The sequence below is a fragment of the Thiofilum flexile DSM 14609 genome, from assembly GCF_000380185.1.
GTDB classification, from domain to species: Bacteria; Pseudomonadota; Gammaproteobacteria; order Thiotrichales; family Thiotrichaceae; genus Thiofilum; species Thiofilum flexile.
Genome location: NZ_KB904746.1, coordinates 138570 through 157741, shown reverse-complemented (window position 1 = coordinate 157741; position 19172 = coordinate 138570). Strand labels below are relative to the sequence as shown.

20 protein-coding genes are annotated in these 19172 nt (G+C 44.6%); 6 read left to right on the top strand and 14 right to left on the bottom strand.

From position 1 onward, the window contains the following. Position 1: 1 nt before the first annotated feature. The 3 genes from A3IK_RS18095 to A3IK_RS0100705 are packed head-to-tail and all read right to left on the bottom strand — an operon-like array spanning position 2 to position 1384. On the bottom strand, positions 2 to 379 hold the full coding sequence (locus tag A3IK_RS18095; protein ID WP_020558035.1) for a hypothetical protein: 378 nt from the start codon (positions 377 to 379) through the stop codon (positions 2 to 4). A 3-nt stretch (positions 380 to 382) separates the two neighbouring features. Continuing rightward, complete coding sequence (locus A3IK_RS0100710) at positions 383 to 1108, bottom strand: LOG family protein (RefSeq protein WP_020558034.1); 726 nt, start codon at positions 1106 to 1108, stop codon at positions 383 to 385. Positions 1109 to 1141: 33 nt separating this feature from the next. Beyond that, the gene (locus tag A3IK_RS0100705) at positions 1142 to 1384 is read right to left on the bottom strand and encodes a BolA family protein (RefSeq protein ID WP_020558033.1); all 243 of its coding nucleotides are present in this window, start codon (positions 1382 to 1384) and stop codon (positions 1142 to 1144) included. 221 nt (positions 1385 to 1605) lie between these two features. On the opposite strand from A3IK_RS0100705, the gene A3IK_RS18090 reads away from it, so the two are divergent. Together A3IK_RS18090 and A3IK_RS0100695 are read left to right on the top strand one after the other, a co-directional pair. Further along, positions 1606 to 2025: a Crp/Fnr family transcriptional regulator gene (locus A3IK_RS18090; RefSeq protein ID WP_245539438.1), complete on the top strand. Its 420-nt coding sequence runs from the start codon at positions 1606 to 1608 to the stop codon at positions 2023 to 2025. Between the two features lie 84 nt (positions 2026 to 2109). Beyond that, on the top strand, positions 2110 to 2502 hold the full coding sequence (locus A3IK_RS0100695) for a PD-(D/E)XK nuclease family transposase (protein WP_020558031.1): 393 nt from the start codon (positions 2110 to 2112) through the stop codon (positions 2500 to 2502). A gap of 57 nt (positions 2503 to 2559) precedes the next feature. Here the strand turns inward: A3IK_RS0100695 and pip are convergent, their stop codons facing one another. Together pip and A3IK_RS0100685 are read right to left on the bottom strand one after the other, a co-directional pair. After that, positions 2560 to 3522, bottom strand: a complete 963-nt coding sequence (gene pip / locus A3IK_RS0100690) for a prolyl aminopeptidase (protein ID WP_020558030.1) — start codon at positions 3520 to 3522, stop codon at positions 2560 to 2562. After that, positions 3522 to 4406, bottom strand: coding sequence for a PPK2 family polyphosphate kinase (locus tag A3IK_RS0100685; RefSeq protein ID WP_020558029.1), 885 nt, complete (start codon positions 4404 to 4406; stop codon positions 3522 to 3524). Before A3IK_RS0100685 ends, pip begins: the two co-directional genes overlap by 1 nt. 158 nt (positions 4407 to 4564) lie before the next feature. Here A3IK_RS0100685 and A3IK_RS18085 point away from each other — a divergent pair, with 158 nt between their 5' ends. Continuing rightward, positions 4565 to 5338, top strand: a complete 774-nt coding sequence (locus tag A3IK_RS18085) for a tRNA 2-thiocytidine(32) synthetase TtcA (RefSeq protein ID WP_020558028.1) — start codon at positions 4565 to 4567, stop codon at positions 5336 to 5338. A gap of 158 nt (positions 5339 to 5496) precedes the next feature. Then, positions 5497 to 7434, top strand: a complete 1938-nt coding sequence (gene acs / locus A3IK_RS0100675) for an acetate--CoA ligase (protein WP_020558027.1) — start codon at positions 5497 to 5499, stop codon at positions 7432 to 7434. Between the two features lie 73 nt (positions 7435 to 7507). On the opposite strand, the gene A3IK_RS0100670 is transcribed toward acs, so the two are convergent. Both A3IK_RS0100670 and A3IK_RS0100665 read right to left on the bottom strand, forming a co-directional pair. After that, positions 7508 to 7810 carry a DUF2288 domain-containing protein gene (locus A3IK_RS0100670; protein WP_026220757.1) on the bottom strand — a complete coding sequence of 101 codons (303 nt, stop codon included), beginning with the start codon at positions 7808 to 7810 and terminating at the stop codon, positions 7508 to 7510. 93 nt (positions 7811 to 7903) lie between these two features. Further along, the gene (locus A3IK_RS0100665) at positions 7904 to 9199 is read right to left on the bottom strand and encodes an NAD(P)/FAD-dependent oxidoreductase (protein WP_020558025.1); all 1296 of its coding nucleotides are present in this window, start codon (positions 9197 to 9199) and stop codon (positions 7904 to 7906) included. Positions 9200 to 9328: 129 nt separating this feature from the next. On the opposite strand from A3IK_RS0100665, the gene A3IK_RS0100660 reads away from it, so the two are divergent. Continuing rightward, on the top strand, positions 9329 to 10666 hold the full coding sequence (locus A3IK_RS0100660; RefSeq protein ID WP_020558024.1) for a glutamine synthetase family protein: 1338 nt from the start codon (positions 9329 to 9331) through the stop codon (positions 10664 to 10666). A gap of 62 nt (positions 10667 to 10728) precedes the next feature. Here A3IK_RS0100660 and A3IK_RS0100655 read toward each other — a convergent pair whose 3' ends face one another. From A3IK_RS0100655 to ubiE, 4 genes are all read right to left on the bottom strand, one after another. Beyond that, positions 10729 to 11538 (bottom strand): DUF6174 domain-containing protein, encoded by an 810-nt coding sequence (locus A3IK_RS0100655; RefSeq protein ID WP_020558023.1) that lies wholly within the window; start codon positions 11536 to 11538, stop codon positions 10729 to 10731. Between the two features lie 158 nt (positions 11539 to 11696). Then, the gene (locus A3IK_RS0100650; protein WP_020558022.1) at positions 11697 to 12257 is read right to left on the bottom strand and encodes a ProQ/FINO family protein; all 561 of its coding nucleotides are present in this window, start codon (positions 12255 to 12257) and stop codon (positions 11697 to 11699) included. Positions 12258 to 12732: 475 nt separating this feature from the next. Beyond that, positions 12733 to 13524: an enoyl-ACP reductase FabI gene (locus A3IK_RS0100645; RefSeq protein ID WP_020558021.1), complete on the bottom strand. Its 792-nt coding sequence runs from the start codon at positions 13522 to 13524 to the stop codon at positions 12733 to 12735. Between the two features lie 63 nt (positions 13525 to 13587). Further along, complete coding sequence (gene ubiE / locus A3IK_RS0100640) at positions 13588 to 14337, bottom strand: bifunctional demethylmenaquinone methyltransferase/2-methoxy-6-polyprenyl-1,4-benzoquinol methylase UbiE (RefSeq protein WP_020558020.1); 750 nt, start codon at positions 14335 to 14337, stop codon at positions 13588 to 13590. 195 nt (positions 14338 to 14532) lie between these two features. On the opposite strand from ubiE, the gene A3IK_RS21230 reads away from it, so the two are divergent. Continuing rightward, on the top strand, positions 14533 to 15006 hold the full coding sequence (locus tag A3IK_RS21230) for a hypothetical protein (RefSeq protein ID WP_020558019.1): 474 nt from the start codon (positions 14533 to 14535) through the stop codon (positions 15004 to 15006). Between the two features lie 5 nt (positions 15007 to 15011). On the opposite strand, the gene A3IK_RS0100630 is transcribed toward A3IK_RS21230, so the two are convergent. The 3 genes from A3IK_RS0100630 to pilB form a co-directional block, all read right to left on the bottom strand. Next, on the bottom strand, positions 15012 to 15884 hold the full coding sequence (locus A3IK_RS0100630; protein WP_020558018.1) for a prepilin peptidase: 873 nt from the start codon (positions 15882 to 15884) through the stop codon (positions 15012 to 15014). Between the two features lie 41 nt (positions 15885 to 15925). After that, a complete protein-coding gene (locus A3IK_RS0100625) occupies positions 15926 to 17149 on the bottom strand; it encodes a type II secretion system F family protein (RefSeq protein ID WP_020558017.1) in 1224 nt (407 codons plus the stop codon). A 100-nt stretch (positions 17150 to 17249) separates the two neighbouring features. Then, entirely contained in the window at positions 17250 to 19004 is a 1755-nt protein-coding gene (pilB, locus tag A3IK_RS0100620; protein WP_020558016.1) for a type IV-A pilus assembly ATPase PilB, read from the bottom strand. Positions 19005 to 19172: the final 168 nt, after the last annotated feature.

Below are 19172 nucleotides of genomic sequence, written 5' to 3'. Positions count from 1 at the left end.
CTTACCAAGAAAATACTTTCCAACTAGGAATCATGAGTTGTTCGTTTTGGTGTTCATTACTTCGATGCTGATTACTTCCGACTAATACATAGCCACTCCCGCCCCGTGTAACATAGCGAGCCTCAGAGTGAATAGCCGGTGTAATCGATTCCTCAATAGTGCCAAAACGATCCGGTGTAGAGATATTTATAGTACGTGTTCGGCCTAATGGCATTGTCGTTGTGGTGACTGTTGTAGCAGAGAGCACGGGTTCAGGCATGGAATTGCTATCAACTATGGTGACAGATTCAGCAGGTGGAGTAGAACCAAACGTGGCATTAGTATTATCAGCATAGGCCGTAGCACTCAGTAGACTGACTAAGGCAATAAGGAGGCGCATAGTTTAAAGCTCCATGTAACGATCACGTTCTTCACTGCTAGGACCCGCAATCGCACGTTCATAATGTTGGAAAATATAGTCGACAATGGCATCCGCCTCATCAAGGAGCACAAATAAGTCCATGTCTTGAGGGGAAATTGTACCCTGAGTAACCAATGTGTCCCTGAACCATTGCAGTAATCCCGACCAAAAGGGGGTATGGACTAAAACAATAGGAATGCGCTGCGTTTTTTGCGTCTGTACTAAGGTCAGAATTTCCGCCAACTCATCCAAAGTCCCAAAGCCACCGGGCATCACGACATAAGCCGAGGCATGTTTCACAAACATCACTTTACGTGAGAAAAAGTGGCGAAAATAGAGCGATATATCCTGATAGGCATTGGCTTGTTGCTCATGAGGGAGTTGGATATTTAACCCAATGCTCGGCGATTTACCCGCAAAAGCGCCTTTATTCGCCGCCTCCATTAAACCAGGCCCTCCACCACTGACTACGGCAAAACCTGCATTAGACAGCTTCTGGGCAATTTCCTCTGTCAATTGATAGAGCGGATCATCCGGTTTAGTACGTGCCGAGCCGAAAATACTCACCGAGGGACTAATCCGCGCTAAGCGTTCAAAACCCTCTACGAATTCCCCCATAATTTGGAAAATCTTCCAACTTTCGCGAGCCAGCTCTTGATCATTGATAGGTTTTAATACCGGATGATTCGCTCGATTTAGTTTATCCATTGTTATTATTCCTTAAGTTATTGAGTAAGAAGTTTAGGATTGAGCTGCCTCGGCTGGCGTTTCGGTGTAAAGTGTCAACGCATGGAGTTGTCCCGACGTTATTACCTCAGAGAGAGCCGCATAAACGCGTTGGTGGCGTTTTACTTTATTTAAGCCATTAAAACTGGCACTGATAATACGGGCTTCATATTTATAACCGTCTCCTGTCACGATGACCGTTGCATCGGGCAGGTTGGTTTGAATTAGCGCCTGAACTTCGTCATTAGTGATGCTCATTTTGTGCCTGACTCCTGAACAAAAGCTGAGTATACCTAGGTCGAGTCAATAATTTGAGTTTCTAGACTCAAAATCGCAGAATTCTTATTCGTAGGCATGGGTGTAAGGGAGAGAGTGAGATGGATATGGTCAAAGCGATACGTGAGACATGTGTAGATTTTTGTAAAGCATTAACTCCAGATGAGATACAACGTTTCGTCACCTATACACAGGAGAGGGTAATGGGTGGGAACGTTATTATTTCGGATATTGGTGCGATTAATGATTCGTTCTTTTTGATTATTCAAGGGGGCGTTCACCTTTATCAGGTCGAAGGTGATAAAGAGTTCGAGGTCGGTTCGGTCAAGGCAGGGGGATTGGTGGGGGAGATGTCCTTTTTTGATCGTAAACCCCGCACGATTCGCCTGAGAGCTTACGAAGAGGGAGCGATATTATTAGAAATTAATCGCCAGCGTTTTAATCGTATGCGTGTGGATGAGTCTTATATTGCCACTAATTTATTAGAATTTGTGATTAGAAGCCTCGATTGGCTGATCCGCAATTTAGGTGAGGAAAACGCCAGACTCTATAAATTGGTAGCACAAAGTAATCAAGCACTGGAAGCACATTTAACGAAACCGACTCCACCCCCGATTTTATAGTCTATTCTCTTAAAATTAAATCAATTAGCAAGGGGTGATTATGAAGGATCTGGCTCCTCGGACAGTTATGGCAAAAAATCAACTATGCCTTTAAACAATCTGCATGAATTGGAAACCATCCCAGCAGAACTACAAGAGAGTGTGTTTCAACGCATGTTCGATATTGCCCAACTCTCACAATTCAGTGTCGAGGAACGCACCGCCTATGAAGACAGCTTAAAACATTACCGCGACCTTAAAAATGCCACTGATACCGCTCACTCGGAGGGGATAGAAGAGGGTTTTGAGTTAGGATTGGAGAAAGGCAAGGAATTAGGGAAGCAAGAGGGTTTAGAAGAAGGTAAAGAGCTAGGGAAGCAAGAAGGGCTAGAAGAGGGTAAACGTGAAACAGCTCGCCGTATGTTAGCCAAAGGCATGACGGTTGAGCTGGTAGCGGAGTTAACCGGATTATCGGTAGAACAAGTGCAACGTTTTTGATCTAAGCGATACTAGGGCAGCGCCTAGTATCGAATAGTTTGAGTACTAAAAAAATCATTAGCTGAGCTGGCACCCTAACCGATAGCGCTCGGTCGCTTGTATTAGCGCGGATTGAATGGCGGGTTCGCTAGCGGCATGTCCGCAGGCTTGAATAATCTGCAATTGCGCTTTAGGCCAAGCCTTTTGCAATTCAAAAGCTTGGTCTAGTGGGCAAATCATATCGTAGCGCCCGTGAATAATGACCCCGCTAATGTCGGCAATTTTATCCGCATTATTAATGAGCTGATCGGGCTTAAGGAAACCATTATTGATAAAATAATGTGCCTCCAACCGTGCCACGCTTAAAGCCGTATGCGCATTAGTGAAGTGCTCCACGGTACTATCTTTAGGAATAAGATTAGCTGTTAAACCCTCCCAGTTTGACCATGCTTTAGCGGCTTGCATGCGAGCAATTTCATTATCACCCGTGAGGCGCTGATAATACGCTTTGAGCATATTACCGTGCTCAGCTACGGGAATAGGGGCTAAGTAATGCTTCCAATAATCAGGATAAATGCGACTTGCACCCTGTACATCCTCATAAAACCACTCAATATCATAAGGACGACAGAGAAAAATCCCGCGCAAAATTAAATGCAGCACACGTTCAGGATGAGTTTCAGCATAGGCTAGACCTAGTGTTGATCCCCACGAACCGCCAAAGACGACCCATTGCTCAATACCCAAATGAGTACGGATTTTTTCCATATCCGCGACTAAATCCCAAGTGGTATTATTTTCTAATGACGCATGCGGGCGTGAGCGACCACAGCCGCGTTGATCAAATAGAATAATGCGGTAATGTTCGGGATTAAAAAATTGCCGATGCCAAGCCTCGCAACCTGATCCAGGCCCCCCGTGCAAAAATACCACGGGAATACCTTCGGGTGTGCCGCACTCCTCAACATACAGTTGATGCTCATCACCTACGTCTAGATAGAAATGATAGTTTTCACGAATGGCAGGAAATAAAGTGCTCATTAGTCTTGTTCCTGTGCTAAGTCTTGGCGGGCTTGCTCAAATAGTGCTTTATCCTTGTCTGAAACGCTAGGATAAGCAAGGGGCAATGCTTTTAAAGTCTCCGTAATAATTTCAGCCACAGCCACCCGCATATAGTGTTTATTATCGGCTGGAATCGCATACCAAGGCGCATACTCGTGCGAGGTTTCATCCAGAGCATCTTCATAGGCTTGCATATAGTGATCCCAATATTTGCGCTCGGCTAAGTCACCTAGGGAAAATTTCCATTGCTTTTCTTTATCATTGAGCCGATCTAGAAAACGTTTTTTTTGCTCGGCTTTTGAGACATTGAGGAAAAACTTGAGTACCACAAAACCATTTCTAGCTAGATGCTTTTCATGGTCGCGGATGGATTCGTAGCGCTCTTGCCAAAAGGTTTGTAAGGCTTCCTCGGTTTTAGGCGTTTCGGGTAACTGTTGTCCTGCTAAGTATTCAGGATGCACCTTCACCACTAAGACTTCTTCATAGTAACTGCGATTAAAGATACCAATACGCCCCCGTTCGGGTAGCTGTAATTCGGTGCGCCAGAGGAAATCATGTTCTAGTTCAATGGTTGAGGGTTGTTTAAAAGAGCTAATTTGAAAACCAGCAGGATTGACACCCGTAGTGACGGCGGCAATGGTGCCATCTTTACCAGCCGCATCCATGGCCTGAAAAACTAACAAAAGGCCATAACGATTATCAGCATAAAGTTTTTCTTGCAACGTTGCTAGTTCTTCGGTGAGGTCGGCGAGGCGTTTTTTCAGCTCTTCTTTACTAGGTGTATTAGCGGGTGGTTGGGTACTGTAGTCACTGAGTTTAAAGTTTTTGAAGGGAACACGGTGTTGTTGTGGAAATTCATGCATAAGCGCTTACCCTAACAGTATTTGGTTATTAGTAGGAGTAGTTTAGAATACTGTGCCTATCAGCGATAAGCTACTAACTCACAATTAATCTTCGCCTAGTTGTACCAAGGAGGTAGCTAGGCTGACAAGATTAATTCACCTACTAAAATGTGACTATTATGAATGCCGTATTCCAACAAGATGATTTCAATACTCCCGCCTTTGTTAAACCCCCCAAGTCTTTACTACGCCTAATCGGTAAGGCAATAGGGGATTTTGGTTTAATTCGGGATGGGGATAGGATTTTATTAGGCTTATCGGGTGGAAAAGACTCGCTGTCATTGCTGCATTGCCTACATCATTTTCAGCGTCACGCACCGATTCAATTTGAGTTTGGAGCGGTCACTATTGATCCGCAATCCGGCGCATTCGATCCTAGCCCCTTAATCCCTTATCTAGCCTCATTGGGTATCCCCTATCACTATGTGAAGGAGCCGATTTTAGAGTTGGCAGAAACCCATATGCAAAATGATTCCTACTGTGCCTTTTGCTCACGGATGAAACGGGGGTTAATGTATAAGACTGCGCGTGAGCATGGCTATAACGTCTTAGCCTTAGCTCAACATCTGGATGATTTAGCAGAAAGCTTTTTAATGTCGGCATTTCATGGGGGTAAGCTTAAAACCATGAAGGCACATTATCGGATTGAGGCCGGGGATTTGCGCGTGATTCGCCCGCTGGTTTATGTGCGTGAACGCCAAACTGCCGATTTTGCTAAAGCTAGTGGTTTACCCGTCATTGTTGAGAATTGCCCGGCTTGTTTTGCCATGCCGACTCAGCGTCACCACACTAAACTTTTGCTGCTGAACGAGGAAAAAAGTCATCCCAAATTATACCGTAATTTGCTCAGCGCCATGCGTCCTTTAATGCGTGAAGGGATAGAGCAAGTTTAAGATTGTCGACATTTCAGGAAAATTGCCTTAATCTTTAGGGGGAGAGAGAATAGCGGTATCGCACCGATAATTACTGTTGCCAGCAACCTAGTAGGCATTTATACCAGCACCACCACACCGCTTGTAAAATTTAATACCCTAGTGAGGAGTCGACATCCATGTCTATAAAGACCTATCCAGTTCCAGCTGAATTTGCTGCTCAGGCTAATGTGAATGCTGAGCAATATGCTGCCATGTATCAACAATCTGTGGATGATCCTGAGGGGTTTTGGGCGGAGCAGGCAGATAAGTATCTGACTTGGCAAAAGAAGTGGGATAATGTTTTAGACTGGAACTTTGAAGGTGATGTTCACATTGCATGGTTTCAAGGCGGCAAGTTAAATGTTGCTGAAAATTGCCTAGATCGTCATTTAGCAACGCGCGGTGATCAGGTCGCCATCATTTGGGAAGGGGATAGCCCGAATGAAGATCGCAAGATCACCTATCGTGAGCTGCATGAAGAAGTTTGCAAATTTGCGAATGTATTAAAAGGCCGTGGGGTTAAAAAAGGCGATCGTGTTTCTATTTATCTGCCCATGATTCCTGAGGCAGCGGTAGCTATGTTGGCTTGTGCGCGGATTGGTGCGATTCACTCGATTGTATTTGGTGGCTTCTCACCCGATGCCTTACGGGATCGGATTCAAGATGCCGAGTGTGGTGTGGTGATTACCTCTGATCAGTCCATGCGCGGTGGTAAACGAGTACCTTTAAAGAATAATGCCGATAAAGCCATTAGCGAATGCCCAACGGTGCATACCTGTATTGTGGTTAAGCGTGGTGGTGATCCGGTAAAATGGCATGACCATGATGTGTGGTATCATGAAGCCATGGCAAGCGCTTCTAGCGACTGTCCTGCTGAAGCGATGGATGCCGAAGACCCCTTATTTATTCTATATACCTCTGGTTCTACGGGTAAACCTAAAGGGGTTCAACACACCACGGGTGGGTATCTATTACAAGCAGCCATGACTCACAAGCTAGTTTTTGATTATAAAGACGGTGAGGTTTATTGGTGTACTGCGGACGTAGGTTGGGTAACAGGTCATTCTTATATCGTCTATGGCCCTCTCACTAACGGCGCGACCTCCTTAATGTTTGAGGGTATCCCCACTTATCCCGATGCAGGTCGTTTCTGGGATGTGTGTGATAAACACAATGTGTCGATCTTCTATACCGCACCTACTGCAATCCGTATGTTAATGGGGGCGGGTGAGAAATTTGTTGAGCGTGCCAAACTCGATAAATTACGAGTTTTAGGTACAGTAGGCGAGCCGATTAATCCAGAAGCGTGGGAATGGTATAACCGCGTAGTAGGGCGTGATCGTTGCCCTATCGTAGACACTTGGTGGCAAACCGAAACGGGTGCGCATATGTTGACACCATTACCGGGCGCAACACCTTTAAAACCCGGCTCTGCAACGAATCCTTTCTTTGGCGTGCAACCTTTATTGGTTGATGACAAAGGGGTTGAAGTGAAGGGTAATGGCGTCGAGGGTAATCTCTGTATTCGTTTCCCATGGCCTGCTATGGCACGTACCCTATACAAAAACCATGAGCGCTTTGTGGAGGCTTACTTCTCCATGTATCCGGGGTATTACTTCACAGGGGATGGCGCTCGCCGCGATGAAGATGGTTACTATTGGATTACAGGGCGCGTGGATGACGTCTTAAACGTCTCTGGTCACCGTATTGGTACGGCTGAAATTGAATCCGCGCTTGTTCTTCATCCTAAAGTCGCTGAAGCGGCGGTGGTGGGTTATCCACATGAGTTAACCGGACAAGGTATCTATGCCTATGTCACGCTGATGACCGGAGAAGAGGGTAATGCTGCCCTTGAGAAAGAGTTAGTTGATTTAGTGCGTAAGGAAATTGGCCCGATTGCCAAAATCAATCTGATTCAATGGTCGCCAGGCTTACCCAAAACTCGCTCTGGTAAAATCATGCGCCGCATTTTACGGAAAATCGCGGCTAATGAATTAGAGAATTTAGGTGATACTTCAACCCTAGCCGATCCTACAGTCGTAGATGATTTGATTGGTAATCGGGTGAATAAATAATACCGATTAGCTAGGTGGAGAACGGAGTGAAGCACTGAAATAAAGATTTCGGTGCTTTTTTTGGGGATTATGCTTAATCTCGTTCTTGCACTAACACCCACGGTGCTATTACCACCGCCCACAGCTTAGAATCATCAGCTACCCAGCTTTTAGCCGTTGTATCTTCTAGATGTTTGACTAGCCCGTTTTGTGTCCACTCACCAAATTTAGCCACATTATCCTCCACTAAAGCCTCCGCAACAGCTAATAGATCTAAGCTACTAGCAATATGCAGCACTCGCCCTCTAGCAAAAAAGCGCTCTATTTCAGGCCAAGTGATGCGTGCGGTTTCAAGGTTCAGTCGGGCTTGTAGGGGAATGGAGTATTGAGTTGTCATAGGGGGTATTAGCAAATAGTAGAAATGATTCAGTGTGGCACGAACGCGCATAAATATGAAGGTCGGATAAGACCTATCAACGTCTAGACATTCTTACAGCCAATCCCGCATGCGATACCAGCCCATCGCTGCGACTAGAGCTGGTGTTTTTAAGTATTTACCCCCCCAAAAGCGCCGATGTTTGATGTTGGCAAATAAATCAAAGCGTTCCGCTTGACCACTAATCGCCTCGGCGACTAATTTTCCAGCCAAGCCCGTTAAAGCCATACCATGCCCCGAATAGCCTTGGGTAAAATAGATATTGGGGGCTAAGCGTCCAAAATGCGGGGCGCGATTTTGGGTAATAGCCACATAACCACCCCAGCAAAATTCCGTTTTTACCTTAGCTAATTGCGGGAAAACGGTGAGCATACGTTGACGCATGGTTGCTGCTAAATCACGGGGCGGAAGGCGTGAGTAACTGACTCCACCACCAAATAGTAAGCGATTATCCGCAGAGAGCCGGAAGTAATCGACCACAAACTGTGAGTCAAATATCGCATTATGCTGAGGTAATAAGCTCTGAGCTAACTCACTGTCTAAGGGTTCGGTGGCTAAAATATAAGTACCTACCGGCATGATATAAGATTGTAAGGGTTCACCTAAGTGTTCTATATACGCATTCGTTCCTAATAAAACCGAGTCAGCCGTAATAGCACCTTCAGGCGTTGCTATTTTGATTTTGGAGTGTGGGGTGATACTGAGGGCTGGCGTATTTTCAAACTGTAGGACACCATGTCGTTGCGCAGCATCCGCTAAACCAAGCGTATAATTTAGGGGGTGTAAATGCCCGCTACGAGAGTCTAGGAGTAGGGCTTGATAGCGTTTGCTTTGAATATAAGACGGTAGCTCGACACCTTCGATCCATTGTAAGTGATCATAGCCATACTCTTCGGTCAGTTCCTGTTGATATGCTTTTAAATCACGGACATGGCGATTTTTAAGGGCTGCAATGGCGACACCGCTTTGTAAGTCGCATTGAATCTGATGCGCTTGAATGAGCTGTCGGGTCAGGTCTAAAGCCTCTAAACTCATAGCAAAGATAGCTTGAGCGGCTTCCTTACCCAATTGTTGTTTAATCGTGTCATTACTACAGGCTAGACCAAAGATAAGCTGCCCACCGCTGCGCCCAGAGGCACCAAACCCAAATTGTCGTGCCTCGATTTGTACCACTTTATAGCCGCGTTGAGCGAGATGCAGGGCAGCAGAGCAACCACTAATCCCTCCGCCAATAATTGCAACATCCGCCTGTAGCTGTTCTTGTAAGGGGGGGCGGTGTTGAAAAGGATTACTGCTTGCTTGGTAATAGGAGGCGGCACGTTCGGCGGGATTGCTAAGCGGGTGTTCCATAAAGCCTATCCTAATTTTTGTGATCACATTTTTATATTGTGCTAGCTATTTATAAATAGGTTCAAGTGGTAAAGTAATCTCAGTCCAGTATCTAGCAAATTTATATCAAAATGTTTAGGAGAGTAGGACATGAACAGCGAGTTAGAGAAGTGGATGCATAAGCATCAAATAACTGAGGTAGAGTGTCTTATTCCTGATATTACGGGCAATGCACGCGGTAAAATTATTCCGGCGGCAAAGTTTTACAAAGACGAAGGCATGCGTATGCCTGAAACCATGTTTATGCAGACGGTGACAGGCGATTGGGCCATTGGGGATGATGGTCATGATGCTTTAGAAGTGGATATGATTGCAATTCCAGACCCCTCTACTGCGCGTTTATTGCCTTGGGCACCGCAGCCTACCGCACAAGTGATTCATGATTGTACCTTGTCCAATGGTACACCCAGTGCTTTAGCTCCGCGCAATGTATTAAAACGTATTTTGCGAGAATATGAGTTATTAGGTTTAAAGCCCATTATTGCGCCAGAAGCCGAGTTTTATATTACCAAAATCAACACCGATCCTGATTACCCCTTAGAGCCGCCAATTGGACGGTCAGGGCGCAAAGAGATTGGGCGTCAAGCCTATAGTATCGATGCAGTGAATCAATTCGACCCCTTGTTTGAGGATGTCTATGACTATTGCGAGGCGCAAGAGTTAGATATTGATACCTTGATTCATGAAGCCGGTGCGGGACAAATGGAGTTTAATTTTGTCCACGGTGATCCTTTGAGTTTAGCCGATCAGGTTTTTGTCTTTAAACGTACTATGCGCGAAGCCGCCTTGCGCCATAATATGTATGCGACTTTTATGGCTAAACCGCTGCAAAATGAACCCGGTAGCGCTATGCATGTGCATCAAAGTATTGTGGATGCTCAGACCGGCTTGAATATCTTTTCTAATCCAGATGGCTCAGTGAGTGAGCGCTTTTTGCAATTTATTGCCGGGCAACAAAAGTATTTACCTGCCGTCATGGCGATTTTAGCGCCTAATGTGAATAGCTATCGACGGATTGCCCGTTTTAATGCCGCACCTATTAATACCGCGTGGGGTTATGATAATCGCACGGTGGGCTTACGTGTACCGCATTCTGATCCTAGTAATCGTCGGGTGGAAAACCGTTTAAGTGGCGCAGATGTCAATCCCTATTTAATGTTTGCGGCCTCATTTGCCTGTGGTTTATTGGGTATGCGTCAGGAATTAAAACCCACCGCACCGATGGAAACGAGTGCTTATAATCTACCGTTTGGTGTACCACGAGATTTACGGGATGCCTTAATAGCCTTGGAAAATTGTGAGCCGGTGGTTGAGCTATTAGGTGAGCGTTTTGTAGAGGTGTATTGTAAGGTTAAGCGTATGGAGTATAACGCCTTTTTCCAAGTGATTAGCTCATGGGAACGGGAATATTTATTATTAAATGTTTGATGTGGTTGTAAATAGAGTGAGAGTATCTAGCTCTCATCTCTATTATAAGCTTTAGCGCCTAATTACGGCAGGATTTTAATATTGCTAACGGTATAAGCAGTTTCTTCATCCGCGATCATAGAGCTACGATCAATGAAGATGGATGCGGGAGCACCTGTGTTCGAGTCATAGGTGACATTCACCCGTTCAGCATTACCATCGTAGGCATCTTGAATAGTCTTAAATAAGTCATTCATTGTCACGCGGGAATAATCGGCTGCTGCTTCACCCGTATCGGCATAGGCCGCATTCGTGATGGCACCATTGCGCACACTAATATTTATCGGACGCCCGGCATTAATCATAAAGCCATTATTAGAGACCGTAAAATCATAGTTACCACTCTTGGCTAAGTCATTCCACTTTGCTCGGTTGCTCTGTAGAGTTTGTGAGCCTGAGGTGGTGGATGTTTGGTTTAAAGCTTGTACATCCGCTGCACTGAGTGTGCGCCGGGTTATTTCTCCGCCAGTGAAACCTCCTTTGATAATTGCGATATCACCTTGCGAAATAGCGCCACTTTGATCCATATCTTTAATCGTGACCGTAAAAGGTGCATTACGACTATAGCCCATTAGTTCTAGCAAATTACCTTGTTGAGTTCGGTTTACTGTCAAGGCAGGTGCCGTTTCTGGGGTTACTGGGGTTGTAGGTTGATTAGGATTAGTACCTTGCAAGGTCGCTAATAAGGTTTGTAGTAGTTGAATCAACTGAGTGAAATAGCTTTGATTAATGCCCATATTCGCATTCACAGGGTAGTTAGGTGTGAAATAGCGGGGTCTGAAAGCTGGGGTATTCACAGTGAATGTGGTATTAGGCAATCTATTAATGTGCATGATGTACCTCCCTCTAAGTACTCGCAATAACTTAATATGCTGTACTTAAAGTGTAGGTTGCAGCTTAGGAAAAGAGAGCACTACCAGACCAAGAGTCTGTTTTTCGGGCTAAAGTGCCACAAGAGCGAATTATTTAGACACTGACTCTTGTGGTGCTATTAGTAACGCGGACGCGGACTAGGGCGTTTAGCAGGCCCTGGGCGGCGAGCTTTGGGGGTTTGGGCTAGCGCAATTTCATCTAGTGTACGTTGAGCATGTTCCTTTTCAGAGGCTTTAATCTCTCCCATTGCTTGACCATCTAAGCTATAACGCTGATTTTCAATTAATATCTGCTGTAAGTACTCTTTTTGGTGGGTATGGTGCCACAGCACACGATGGAGTACGCGCTTAGACACAGGAATTTGTACCTGATCAAAGTGCTGTTGTAAGGCTTCTTCAATACCTATAGCCAAGGGCTTATGTTGCTCCCAAATAGGGAAATTATCGGCAAGCTCGGCGGTAAGATCTACTGCTTGCTGTTCCGCTGGGGTTAGTTTCTTAACAGGCCTCCGAGGGGGGGCATTACGTGGGGGGCGAGCCGTCGCTAGTCTTTCCGCCACAATATCTTCACGACGAATAACACGTCGTTTATTGGGGCGCTTTACTGTACTTTCACTATCGGTATCAGTATTTAAAGCTAACTTTGGTTTTAAGCTTAAGGTTTTCTTTTCTTTATCCATGGATGCAATCATCAAGTCATTATCTGACCCCGATTAAATTACCTAGGATCAGAGGAGTTAGCAATCTTTAATTACACGATCTAAAGTTTTATTAGTTAATTAATTAAACAGATTAAAACGATCAGATCATTCAATAAGATTATTAATGTATCAAGTGTTAAACTATTTAATCGAGTGTTGTCAAACAAATGAGTGTGTTTATGTCCAAGTCTAAAGCTATAAAGGCAGATGCCCCTACGTCTTTGAGTTGTCCATCCTGTCAGTGCAAAGTCGTGGCAAGAAGGCAGCGTTCTACCTTAACCAAATGGTTTTCCAAGCAAAAACATTATATTTGTCGATCTTGTCATACAACCTTTCGTGAGGATGGTTCTATTATCAGGGCTCGAAATGAGACAAATAAGGTTATTGATTTATAACTAGATTAGCTACATTAATATTAAAGGTGGGTAATATATACCCACCTTTAATAGGTGAATTAGGCTGTTTCTAACCCCGACATACCTAAAATATTCCACCCAGCATCCACATAGGTGATTTCTCCGGTAATACCAGAGGCCAGATCAGAGCATAAAAACGCTGCTACATTGCCTACTTCCTCAATAGTCACATTGCGGCGTAGGGGCGCATTTTTGGCGAAATGATCGAGCATTTTACGAAAACCAGTAATGCCTGAGGCAGCGAGGGTACGAATCGGGCCTGCTGAAATGGCATTGACGCGAATCCCTTGTGGGCCTAAATCGGCTGCCATAAAGCGTACTCCGGCCTCTAAACTGGCTTTAGCCATACCCATTACATTGTAATTAGGGATAGCCGCCACTGCACCTAAATAGGTAAGGGCTAAGAGTGAACCATTACGGCCTTCCATCATTGGTTTGGCATAACGTGCCATGGCTAAGAAGCTGTAAGCACTAATATCATGTGCTAAGGCTGAACCTTCTTTAGTGGTATTGTCGACAATACTGCCCTCTAATTGCTCTTTAGGGGCAAAGGCTATGGCATGTACCACACTATCTAAACCATCCCAATGTTGCTTAAGTTGGGTAAAGGTTTCAGCAATTTGCTCATCCGTTGCCACATCGCAGGGAATGACAATACTAGAACCTAATTCCTCCGCGACTTTTTCGACCCGACTTTTTAGTTTGTCATTTTGATAGGTAAAAGCTAATTCAGCCCCTTTGCGGTGCATTGCTTGGGCAATGCCATATGCAATAGAACGATCACTGGCAATGCCTGTAATTAACACCCGTTTACCTGTTAGAAAGCCCATAGCTACTCCTTAAAATGCTCTCAATGCCTCAAAGCGTCACAGTATAGCGAGTTTGCTTCACAACTACAGCTTAAAGCCCTTATGTAGTGCGACGATTCCTCCGGTCATATTGCGATAAGTGACCCGCTCAAAGCCCGCTGCTTCCATCATGGTTTTGAGTGTGTCTTGATCAGGGTGCATGCGAATCGATTCGGCTAAGTATTGATAACTCTCTGCATCATTGGCGATTAATTTACCCATCAGCGGCAGTAATTTAAACGAATACTGATCATAAATAGGAGCCAGTCCGGGAAATACTGGCTTAGAGAATTCTAATACTAATAAGCGCCCACCCGGTTTTAGTACCCGTAACATAGAGCGTAGGGCTGCGTCTTTATCAGTGACATTACGCAAACCAAAGGCAATGGTAATAATATCAAAGTGATTATCCACAAAGGGCAAGCATTCCGCATTAGCCTGTACGAATTGAATATTACCCCCTAAACCCATATCAATGAGGCGACGTTTACCATTCGCCAGCATAGAAGCATTAATATCTGAGAGTATAACCTCGCCGGTATCACCTACAATTTGCGCAAACTTCGCCGCTAAATCTCCTGTGCCTCCGGCTAAGTCTAATACCCTTTGCCCTTTACGTGCTCCGGCTTCATCGATGGTAATACGCTTCCATAAACGATGAATGCCTAAGGACATGACATCATTCATCACATCATATTTATCGGCAACCGAATGAAATACGCCGGCTACTTTTTGAGCTTTCTCGGTGACGGGAACCTGTTGAAACCCGAAATGGGTAGTATCTTGTTTATCCATCATGGACTCGTGGCTGCATAAATTATGCGACTATTTTAACAGGATTTAGCGGAGGGGTAATAAGCTAATCCGGCATTTTTTGCTAAAATTTTAGCTAACTCGCTAAATAAATAGACTTTATTGAGTGTGTTTTGGCTGACTGTGTGCTATCAATTAAGGGGTTAGTATTGTGCAATTGAATAAAAGGATGACATCATGAGCTTCAAATCTACTCATGTAATTGCAGCGGCTTGTTTGGTTTTAGTGAGCTGGAGTAGTGCCAGTTATAGCGCTGAAAGAGCCGTTTCGGTATTAGATGATTATTACCAAGCTACCCCACCCAATAGTGCTTATTTAGGAAAAATGAAACCAAAATGGGCAAATTACATTAAGGCACGCCAAGCTAGACCCGATACCGTTGATCTCATGCCTGCTCCTATTAAGCCAGTATCCCGCTTAGCTCCTGTACCGCGTCCTAATCCTCAAACGGTGCGAGTAACCCGTGTGTCCCCCAAATTTGTTAGAGTGCCAACCGTGCACGTCAAGCGAGTGTCCCCCAAATTTGTTAGAGTGCCGCAGATGACGCCTAAGGCAACGGTAAGACGCTTTATGGCACCTAATAGACCACTAGCACAGCCCACTCCGGCGGGTTCCACAGAACGTGCATTGCCGTTCTGGAACGATTTATAGGGTTATTAAGGGAAAAAATAATTCCTAGTCAAGGTCGTAAGGGTGGGTTGCCAAAAGAGTGCAACCCAGCCTGCTACCACCAACCAAGGGCCAAAGGGTAGAGGAGTACTAGTCTCTTGGCGTTTGAGCAGCATCCAAGCAAGGCCAAAAATAGCTCCAAAAGCAGAGGCGCTGAAAATGACAAAAGGCAAAATGGCCCAGCCTCCCCACGCGCCTAATGCCGCTAATAATTTAAAGTCCCCATAGCCCATCCCTTCTTTACCGGTTAAGAGTTTGAAAATCCAAAAAATACTCCATACCGATATATAGCCTATCATTGCTCCCATCACGCTACTGTGTAAATCGGTAAAAACCCCATAGTAATTGACTAAAATACCCGCCCATAATAAGGGTAAAGTTAAATGGTCGGGTAAGAGCATAGTTTTTGCATCAATCATAAATAAGGCGATTAATACCCAAGTAAAGGGAAGAAAAACAATGAGTTGTATGGAGTAGCCAAATTTCCAAGCGGCTAAAATACCTAATAAGGCGGTTATGGCTTCAATGATAGGGTATTGAATAGAAATAGGCGTTTTACAACTAATACAGCGCCCTTTTAAAACTAAATAGCTAATCAGCGGAATATTTTCCCAAGCACTAATCGCATGACCACAACTAGGGCATTGTGAGCGGGGTACTACTAAATTAAAAGGCGCGTCATATAGCGTATCACTGTTATCCCCTAAAAACTCTTTACATTCATGCTTCCATTGTCGTTCCAATATAATCGGTAAGCGATAGATAACCACATTTAAAAAACTACCGATTAATAATGAAAATAGCCCTACTGTTACTAATAGCCAAGCACTATTAGTACTTAATAAAGTAATAAAATCCATACCCTATCCTAATCCTTATACAGAAGCCCTAATATTTTTAATTAAATGACGGAGCCTAATTGGAAAATAGGCAAGTACATAGCAATAATGAGTCCGCCTACTAATACCCCTAATACTGCCATAATAAGGGGTTCAATTTGTTTTGCTAAGGAGTCTACTAAATTATCAACCTGCTCTTCATAATAGTCAGCCGCTTTGCCGAGCATTTCTTCTAAACGCCCTGACTCTTCCCCAATTTTGGTCATTTGCAAAACTAAACTCGGAAAGACCTGAGCCGTTTGCATTGCCGTATTGAGTTGCACCCCTTTAGAGGTATCATCTTTAATTCTTAAGGTAGCATCGCGATACAGTGCATTACCTGTAGCACCTGATACTGCATCCATCGCCTCTACTACAGGGACACCGGCGGCAAACATAGTAGACGAAGTACGACAGTAACGTGCAATAGCGGATAAATTAAGAATATTACCTACAATGGGGAACTTTAAAAATAAATGATCTATTTTATCAGAGAAGGCAGGGGAGCGGCGTTTCATTTCAAGAAAGCCATACACAAATATAATTAACCCCCCCAGAGGGAAATACCAATTCGCTTGTAGCCACTCCGATAAACCAATTACCCATAGAGTAAAAGCAGGTAACTCTGCACCAAAACCCGCGAAAATATCTTTAAACTGTGGAATAACAAAAATCAACATAATCGCGGTGACAATAATAGCCGCTATAATAACAATAATAGGGTACATTAAAGCTTTTTTGACTTTAGCTTTGGTGCTTTCTGTTTTTTCTTTATAGAGTGCTACCTTATTTAGCATGGTCTCTAAAGTACCTGCTTGCTCACCGGCTTTGACTAAATTTACGAATAGAGAATCAAAATATTTAGGATGATGGCTTAAGGCGACCCCAAAGCTAGATCCGCCCTCAACATCGCGTTTGATATTTTTGATTAAATTAGACATAGCAACATTATCGCCACTATTCCCCACCATTTCGAGCGCTTGTACCATAGGTACACCCGAACTCATCATCGTCGTCATTTGCCGAGCAAATTGAGTGATATGGAGTGATTTAATGCTAGGTGGAATCAGCGGGACGGGCTTTTTGTAGATACGTAGAGGGTTAATACCTTGGCGACGCAAATTAGCCCGTAACAGGTTAGCATTCAGCGCAGGGCTTTCGCCCTTGATTTTAACTCCATTTTTATTCGTACCTTCCCAAGCAAAGACACGCGGTTCGGGTAGTTTTTGATTCGTGTGAGTTGCCATACGTCGCCATTATTATTCTTATTAATAAGTTGTATCCTAACACAATGACCGTAAAAATGTGTTCTAGAATCGATGATCGGGACTATATTGATTTCATGAACTAGTCTTTAGTAACCCGTTCAATTTCTTCTAGAGTAGTCATGCCCGCGCGAATTTTATTGAGTCCCGATTGGCGTAGGTCTAATACGCCCTCGCTGTGTGCCTGTGCTGCTAGATCCATGGAATTGCCGCCGTCCATTACGATCCGAGCCATTGATTGAGAAATCGGCATAACCTGATAAATACCTACGCGCCCTTTATAGCCATTCGAGCAGGCATCACAACCGACTGCTTTGTAAACCTTTAATACACTCAGCTCCTCTGCTTTAAAGCCCATGCCTAGTAATACGTCTTGGGGGAGTTCATGGGGACGTTTGCATTTATCGCATAAGCGCCGCGCGAGCCGTTGGGCAATAATCAGATGCACTGAGGTGGCAATATTAAACGGTGCTACCCCCATATTCATCAGGCGGGTGAGTGCTTCAGGGGCGCTATTGGTGTGTAGGGTCGAGAGTACTAAGTGTCCGGTTTGGGCGGCTTTAATAGCAATTTCAGCCGTCTCCAGATCCCGAATCTCCCCCACCATGATGATGTCAGGGTCTTGACGCAAGAAGGAGCGCAGTGCATCGGCAAAGGTTAAACCTACCTTAGGATTCACATTGACCTGATTAATACCGGGCATATTAATCTCCGCCGGATCTTCCGCAGTGGAGATATTTTTTTCGGGCGTATTGAGAATGCCTAAGCCGGTATAGAGCGTGACCGTTTTACCGCTTCCGGTAGGGCCGGTAACTAGGATCATACCATCGGGTTTACTCAAGGCTTTCATAAAGTCCGTTTTTTGTTTGTTATCAAAGCCGAGCTTATCTACTCCAAGGGTGGCGTTTGATGAGTCCAAAATCCTCATGACCACCTTTTCGCCATGTAATACGGGCAGGGTATTCACCCGAAAATCGATATCTTTGCCACTTTTGAGTGTAATGCGAATACGCCCGTCCTGCGGTACGCGACGCTCGGAAATATTCATCCGTGCCATAACTTTCAGGCGAGCGACTAATTTATGGGCAATATCAATGGGCGGGGTAGCGATAACCTGCAACATACCATCAATGCGAAAGCGGATGCGCAGCGTTTTTTCATAGGGTTCGATATGAATATCGGACACTTTGGAGGTGATGGCATGGACGAGGAGCTTGTCCACAAAGGAGACAATTTCGACTTCTTCGCCTTCATTTTTGGTGCGTAATTCGTGAGTGTCGAGGGCAATATTTTGAATAATCGCATCATTGGAGATCATCATCCCTGTATCAATGATCGCATTATCCCCCGAAGCGGCAGCGGCGGCTAAGCTTTCACTATGATGCAAATAGGAGTTGAGCTTATTGTATTCCACGAATACCGGATCAGGCGTCAAACCCGTGGCGAATTTGACATCATCCATATGCGGCAAATGAGCAGGATCGGCGACAGCAACGAATAAACGTTGCCCCATACGATAGAGCGGTAAGAGATTTAAGCGCTGCTTTTGCTCATCGTTGATGAGGCTAATCACATCGGGCGCAATAATAATCGCATCGAGATCGACATAGCTTAAACCGTATTCAAGGCTAGCCGCTTTAGCAAGCAGAATAGGAGAGGTAATCCGCATCCGAATCATCTGCGCCATAATGGTGGTATGTTCAGTGCGTGCAGTATTTACTATCTCATGGGCTTGCTCTTCGGTAGTCGCTTTGAGTTTAATCAGTTGGCGAATAAACCCCGGAATAGCCGGTTTAGGCGAATTAGTGCTGGTGGATACGGTTGGTTTGATAGCCATATGGTTATTATTATCACTACAGTAGAGTTGCCTGAATGCTCGGATGTAGTCTAAGGGAAGGGATATTGCTTGGGTCTGAATGATATGCCAAATCAGTCTAGTGTGCTTATGGTTAGAGTGCTAGTGAGGTAGCAGTTGTATTTTACTTTGTAATGTATATACTTAAAT

Bases quoted from the DNA above. Each gene is read 5' to 3' on its own strand.
- A3IK_RS18085 (WP_020558028.1), top strand. From the start codon at position 4,565: ATGAATGCCGTATTCCAACAAGATGATTTCAATACTCCCGCCTTTGTT.
- A3IK_RS0100710 (WP_020558034.1), bottom strand. From the start codon at position 1,108: ATGGATAAACTAAATCGAGCGAATCATCCGGTATTAAAACCTATCAAT.
- A3IK_RS0100685 (WP_020558029.1), bottom strand. From the start codon at position 4,406: ATGCATGAATTTCCACAACAACACCGTGTTCCCTTCAAAAACTTTAAA.
- pilB (WP_020558016.1), bottom strand. From the start codon at position 19,004: ATGGCTATCAAACCAACCGTATCCACCAGCACTAATTCGCCTAAACCG.
- A3IK_RS21230 (WP_020558019.1), top strand. From the start codon at position 14,533: ATGAGCTTCAAATCTACTCATGTAATTGCAGCGGCTTGTTTGGTTTTA.
- A3IK_RS0100625 (WP_020558017.1), bottom strand. From the start codon at position 17,149: ATGGCAACTCACACGAATCAAAAACTACCCGAACCGCGTGTCTTTGCT.
- A3IK_RS0100645 (WP_020558021.1), bottom strand. From the start codon at position 13,524: ATGGGCTTTCTAACAGGTAAACGGGTGTTAATTACAGGCATTGCCAGT.
- A3IK_RS0100630 (WP_020558018.1), bottom strand. From the start codon at position 15,884: ATGGATTTTATTACTTTATTAAGTACTAATAGTGCTTGGCTATTAGTA.
- A3IK_RS0100665 (WP_020558025.1), bottom strand. From the start codon at position 9,199: ATGGAACACCCGCTTAGCAATCCCGCCGAACGTGCCGCCTCCTATTAC.
- A3IK_RS0100670 (WP_026220757.1), bottom strand. From the start codon at position 7,810: ATGACAACTCAATACTCCATTCCCCTACAAGCCCGACTGAACCTTGAA.
- A3IK_RS18090 (WP_245539438.1), top strand. From the start codon at position 1,606: ATGGGTGGGAACGTTATTATTTCGGATATTGGTGCGATTAATGATTCG.
- A3IK_RS0100655 (WP_020558023.1), bottom strand. From the start codon at position 11,538: ATGCACATTAATAGATTGCCTAATACCACATTCACTGTGAATACCCCA.
- A3IK_RS0100705 (WP_020558033.1), bottom strand. From the start codon at position 1,384: ATGAGCATCACTAATGACGAAGTTCAGGCGCTAATTCAAACCAACCTG.
- A3IK_RS0100660 (WP_020558024.1), top strand. From the start codon at position 9,329: ATGAACAGCGAGTTAGAGAAGTGGATGCATAAGCATCAAATAACTGAG.
- A3IK_RS0100695 (WP_020558031.1), top strand. From the start codon at position 2,110: ATGCCTTTAAACAATCTGCATGAATTGGAAACCATCCCAGCAGAACTA.
- A3IK_RS18095 (WP_020558035.1), bottom strand. From the start codon at position 379: ATGCGCCTCCTTATTGCCTTAGTCAGTCTACTGAGTGCTACGGCCTAT.
- acs (WP_020558027.1), top strand. From the start codon at position 5,497: ATGTCTATAAAGACCTATCCAGTTCCAGCTGAATTTGCTGCTCAGGCT.
- A3IK_RS0100650 (WP_020558022.1), bottom strand. From the start codon at position 12,257: ATGGATAAAGAAAAGAAAACCTTAAGCTTAAAACCAAAGTTAGCTTTA.
- pip (WP_020558030.1), bottom strand. From the start codon at position 3,522: ATGAGCACTTTATTTCCTGCCATTCGTGAAAACTATCATTTCTATCTA.
- ubiE (WP_020558020.1), bottom strand. From the start codon at position 14,337: ATGGATAAACAAGATACTACCCATTTCGGGTTTCAACAGGTTCCCGTC.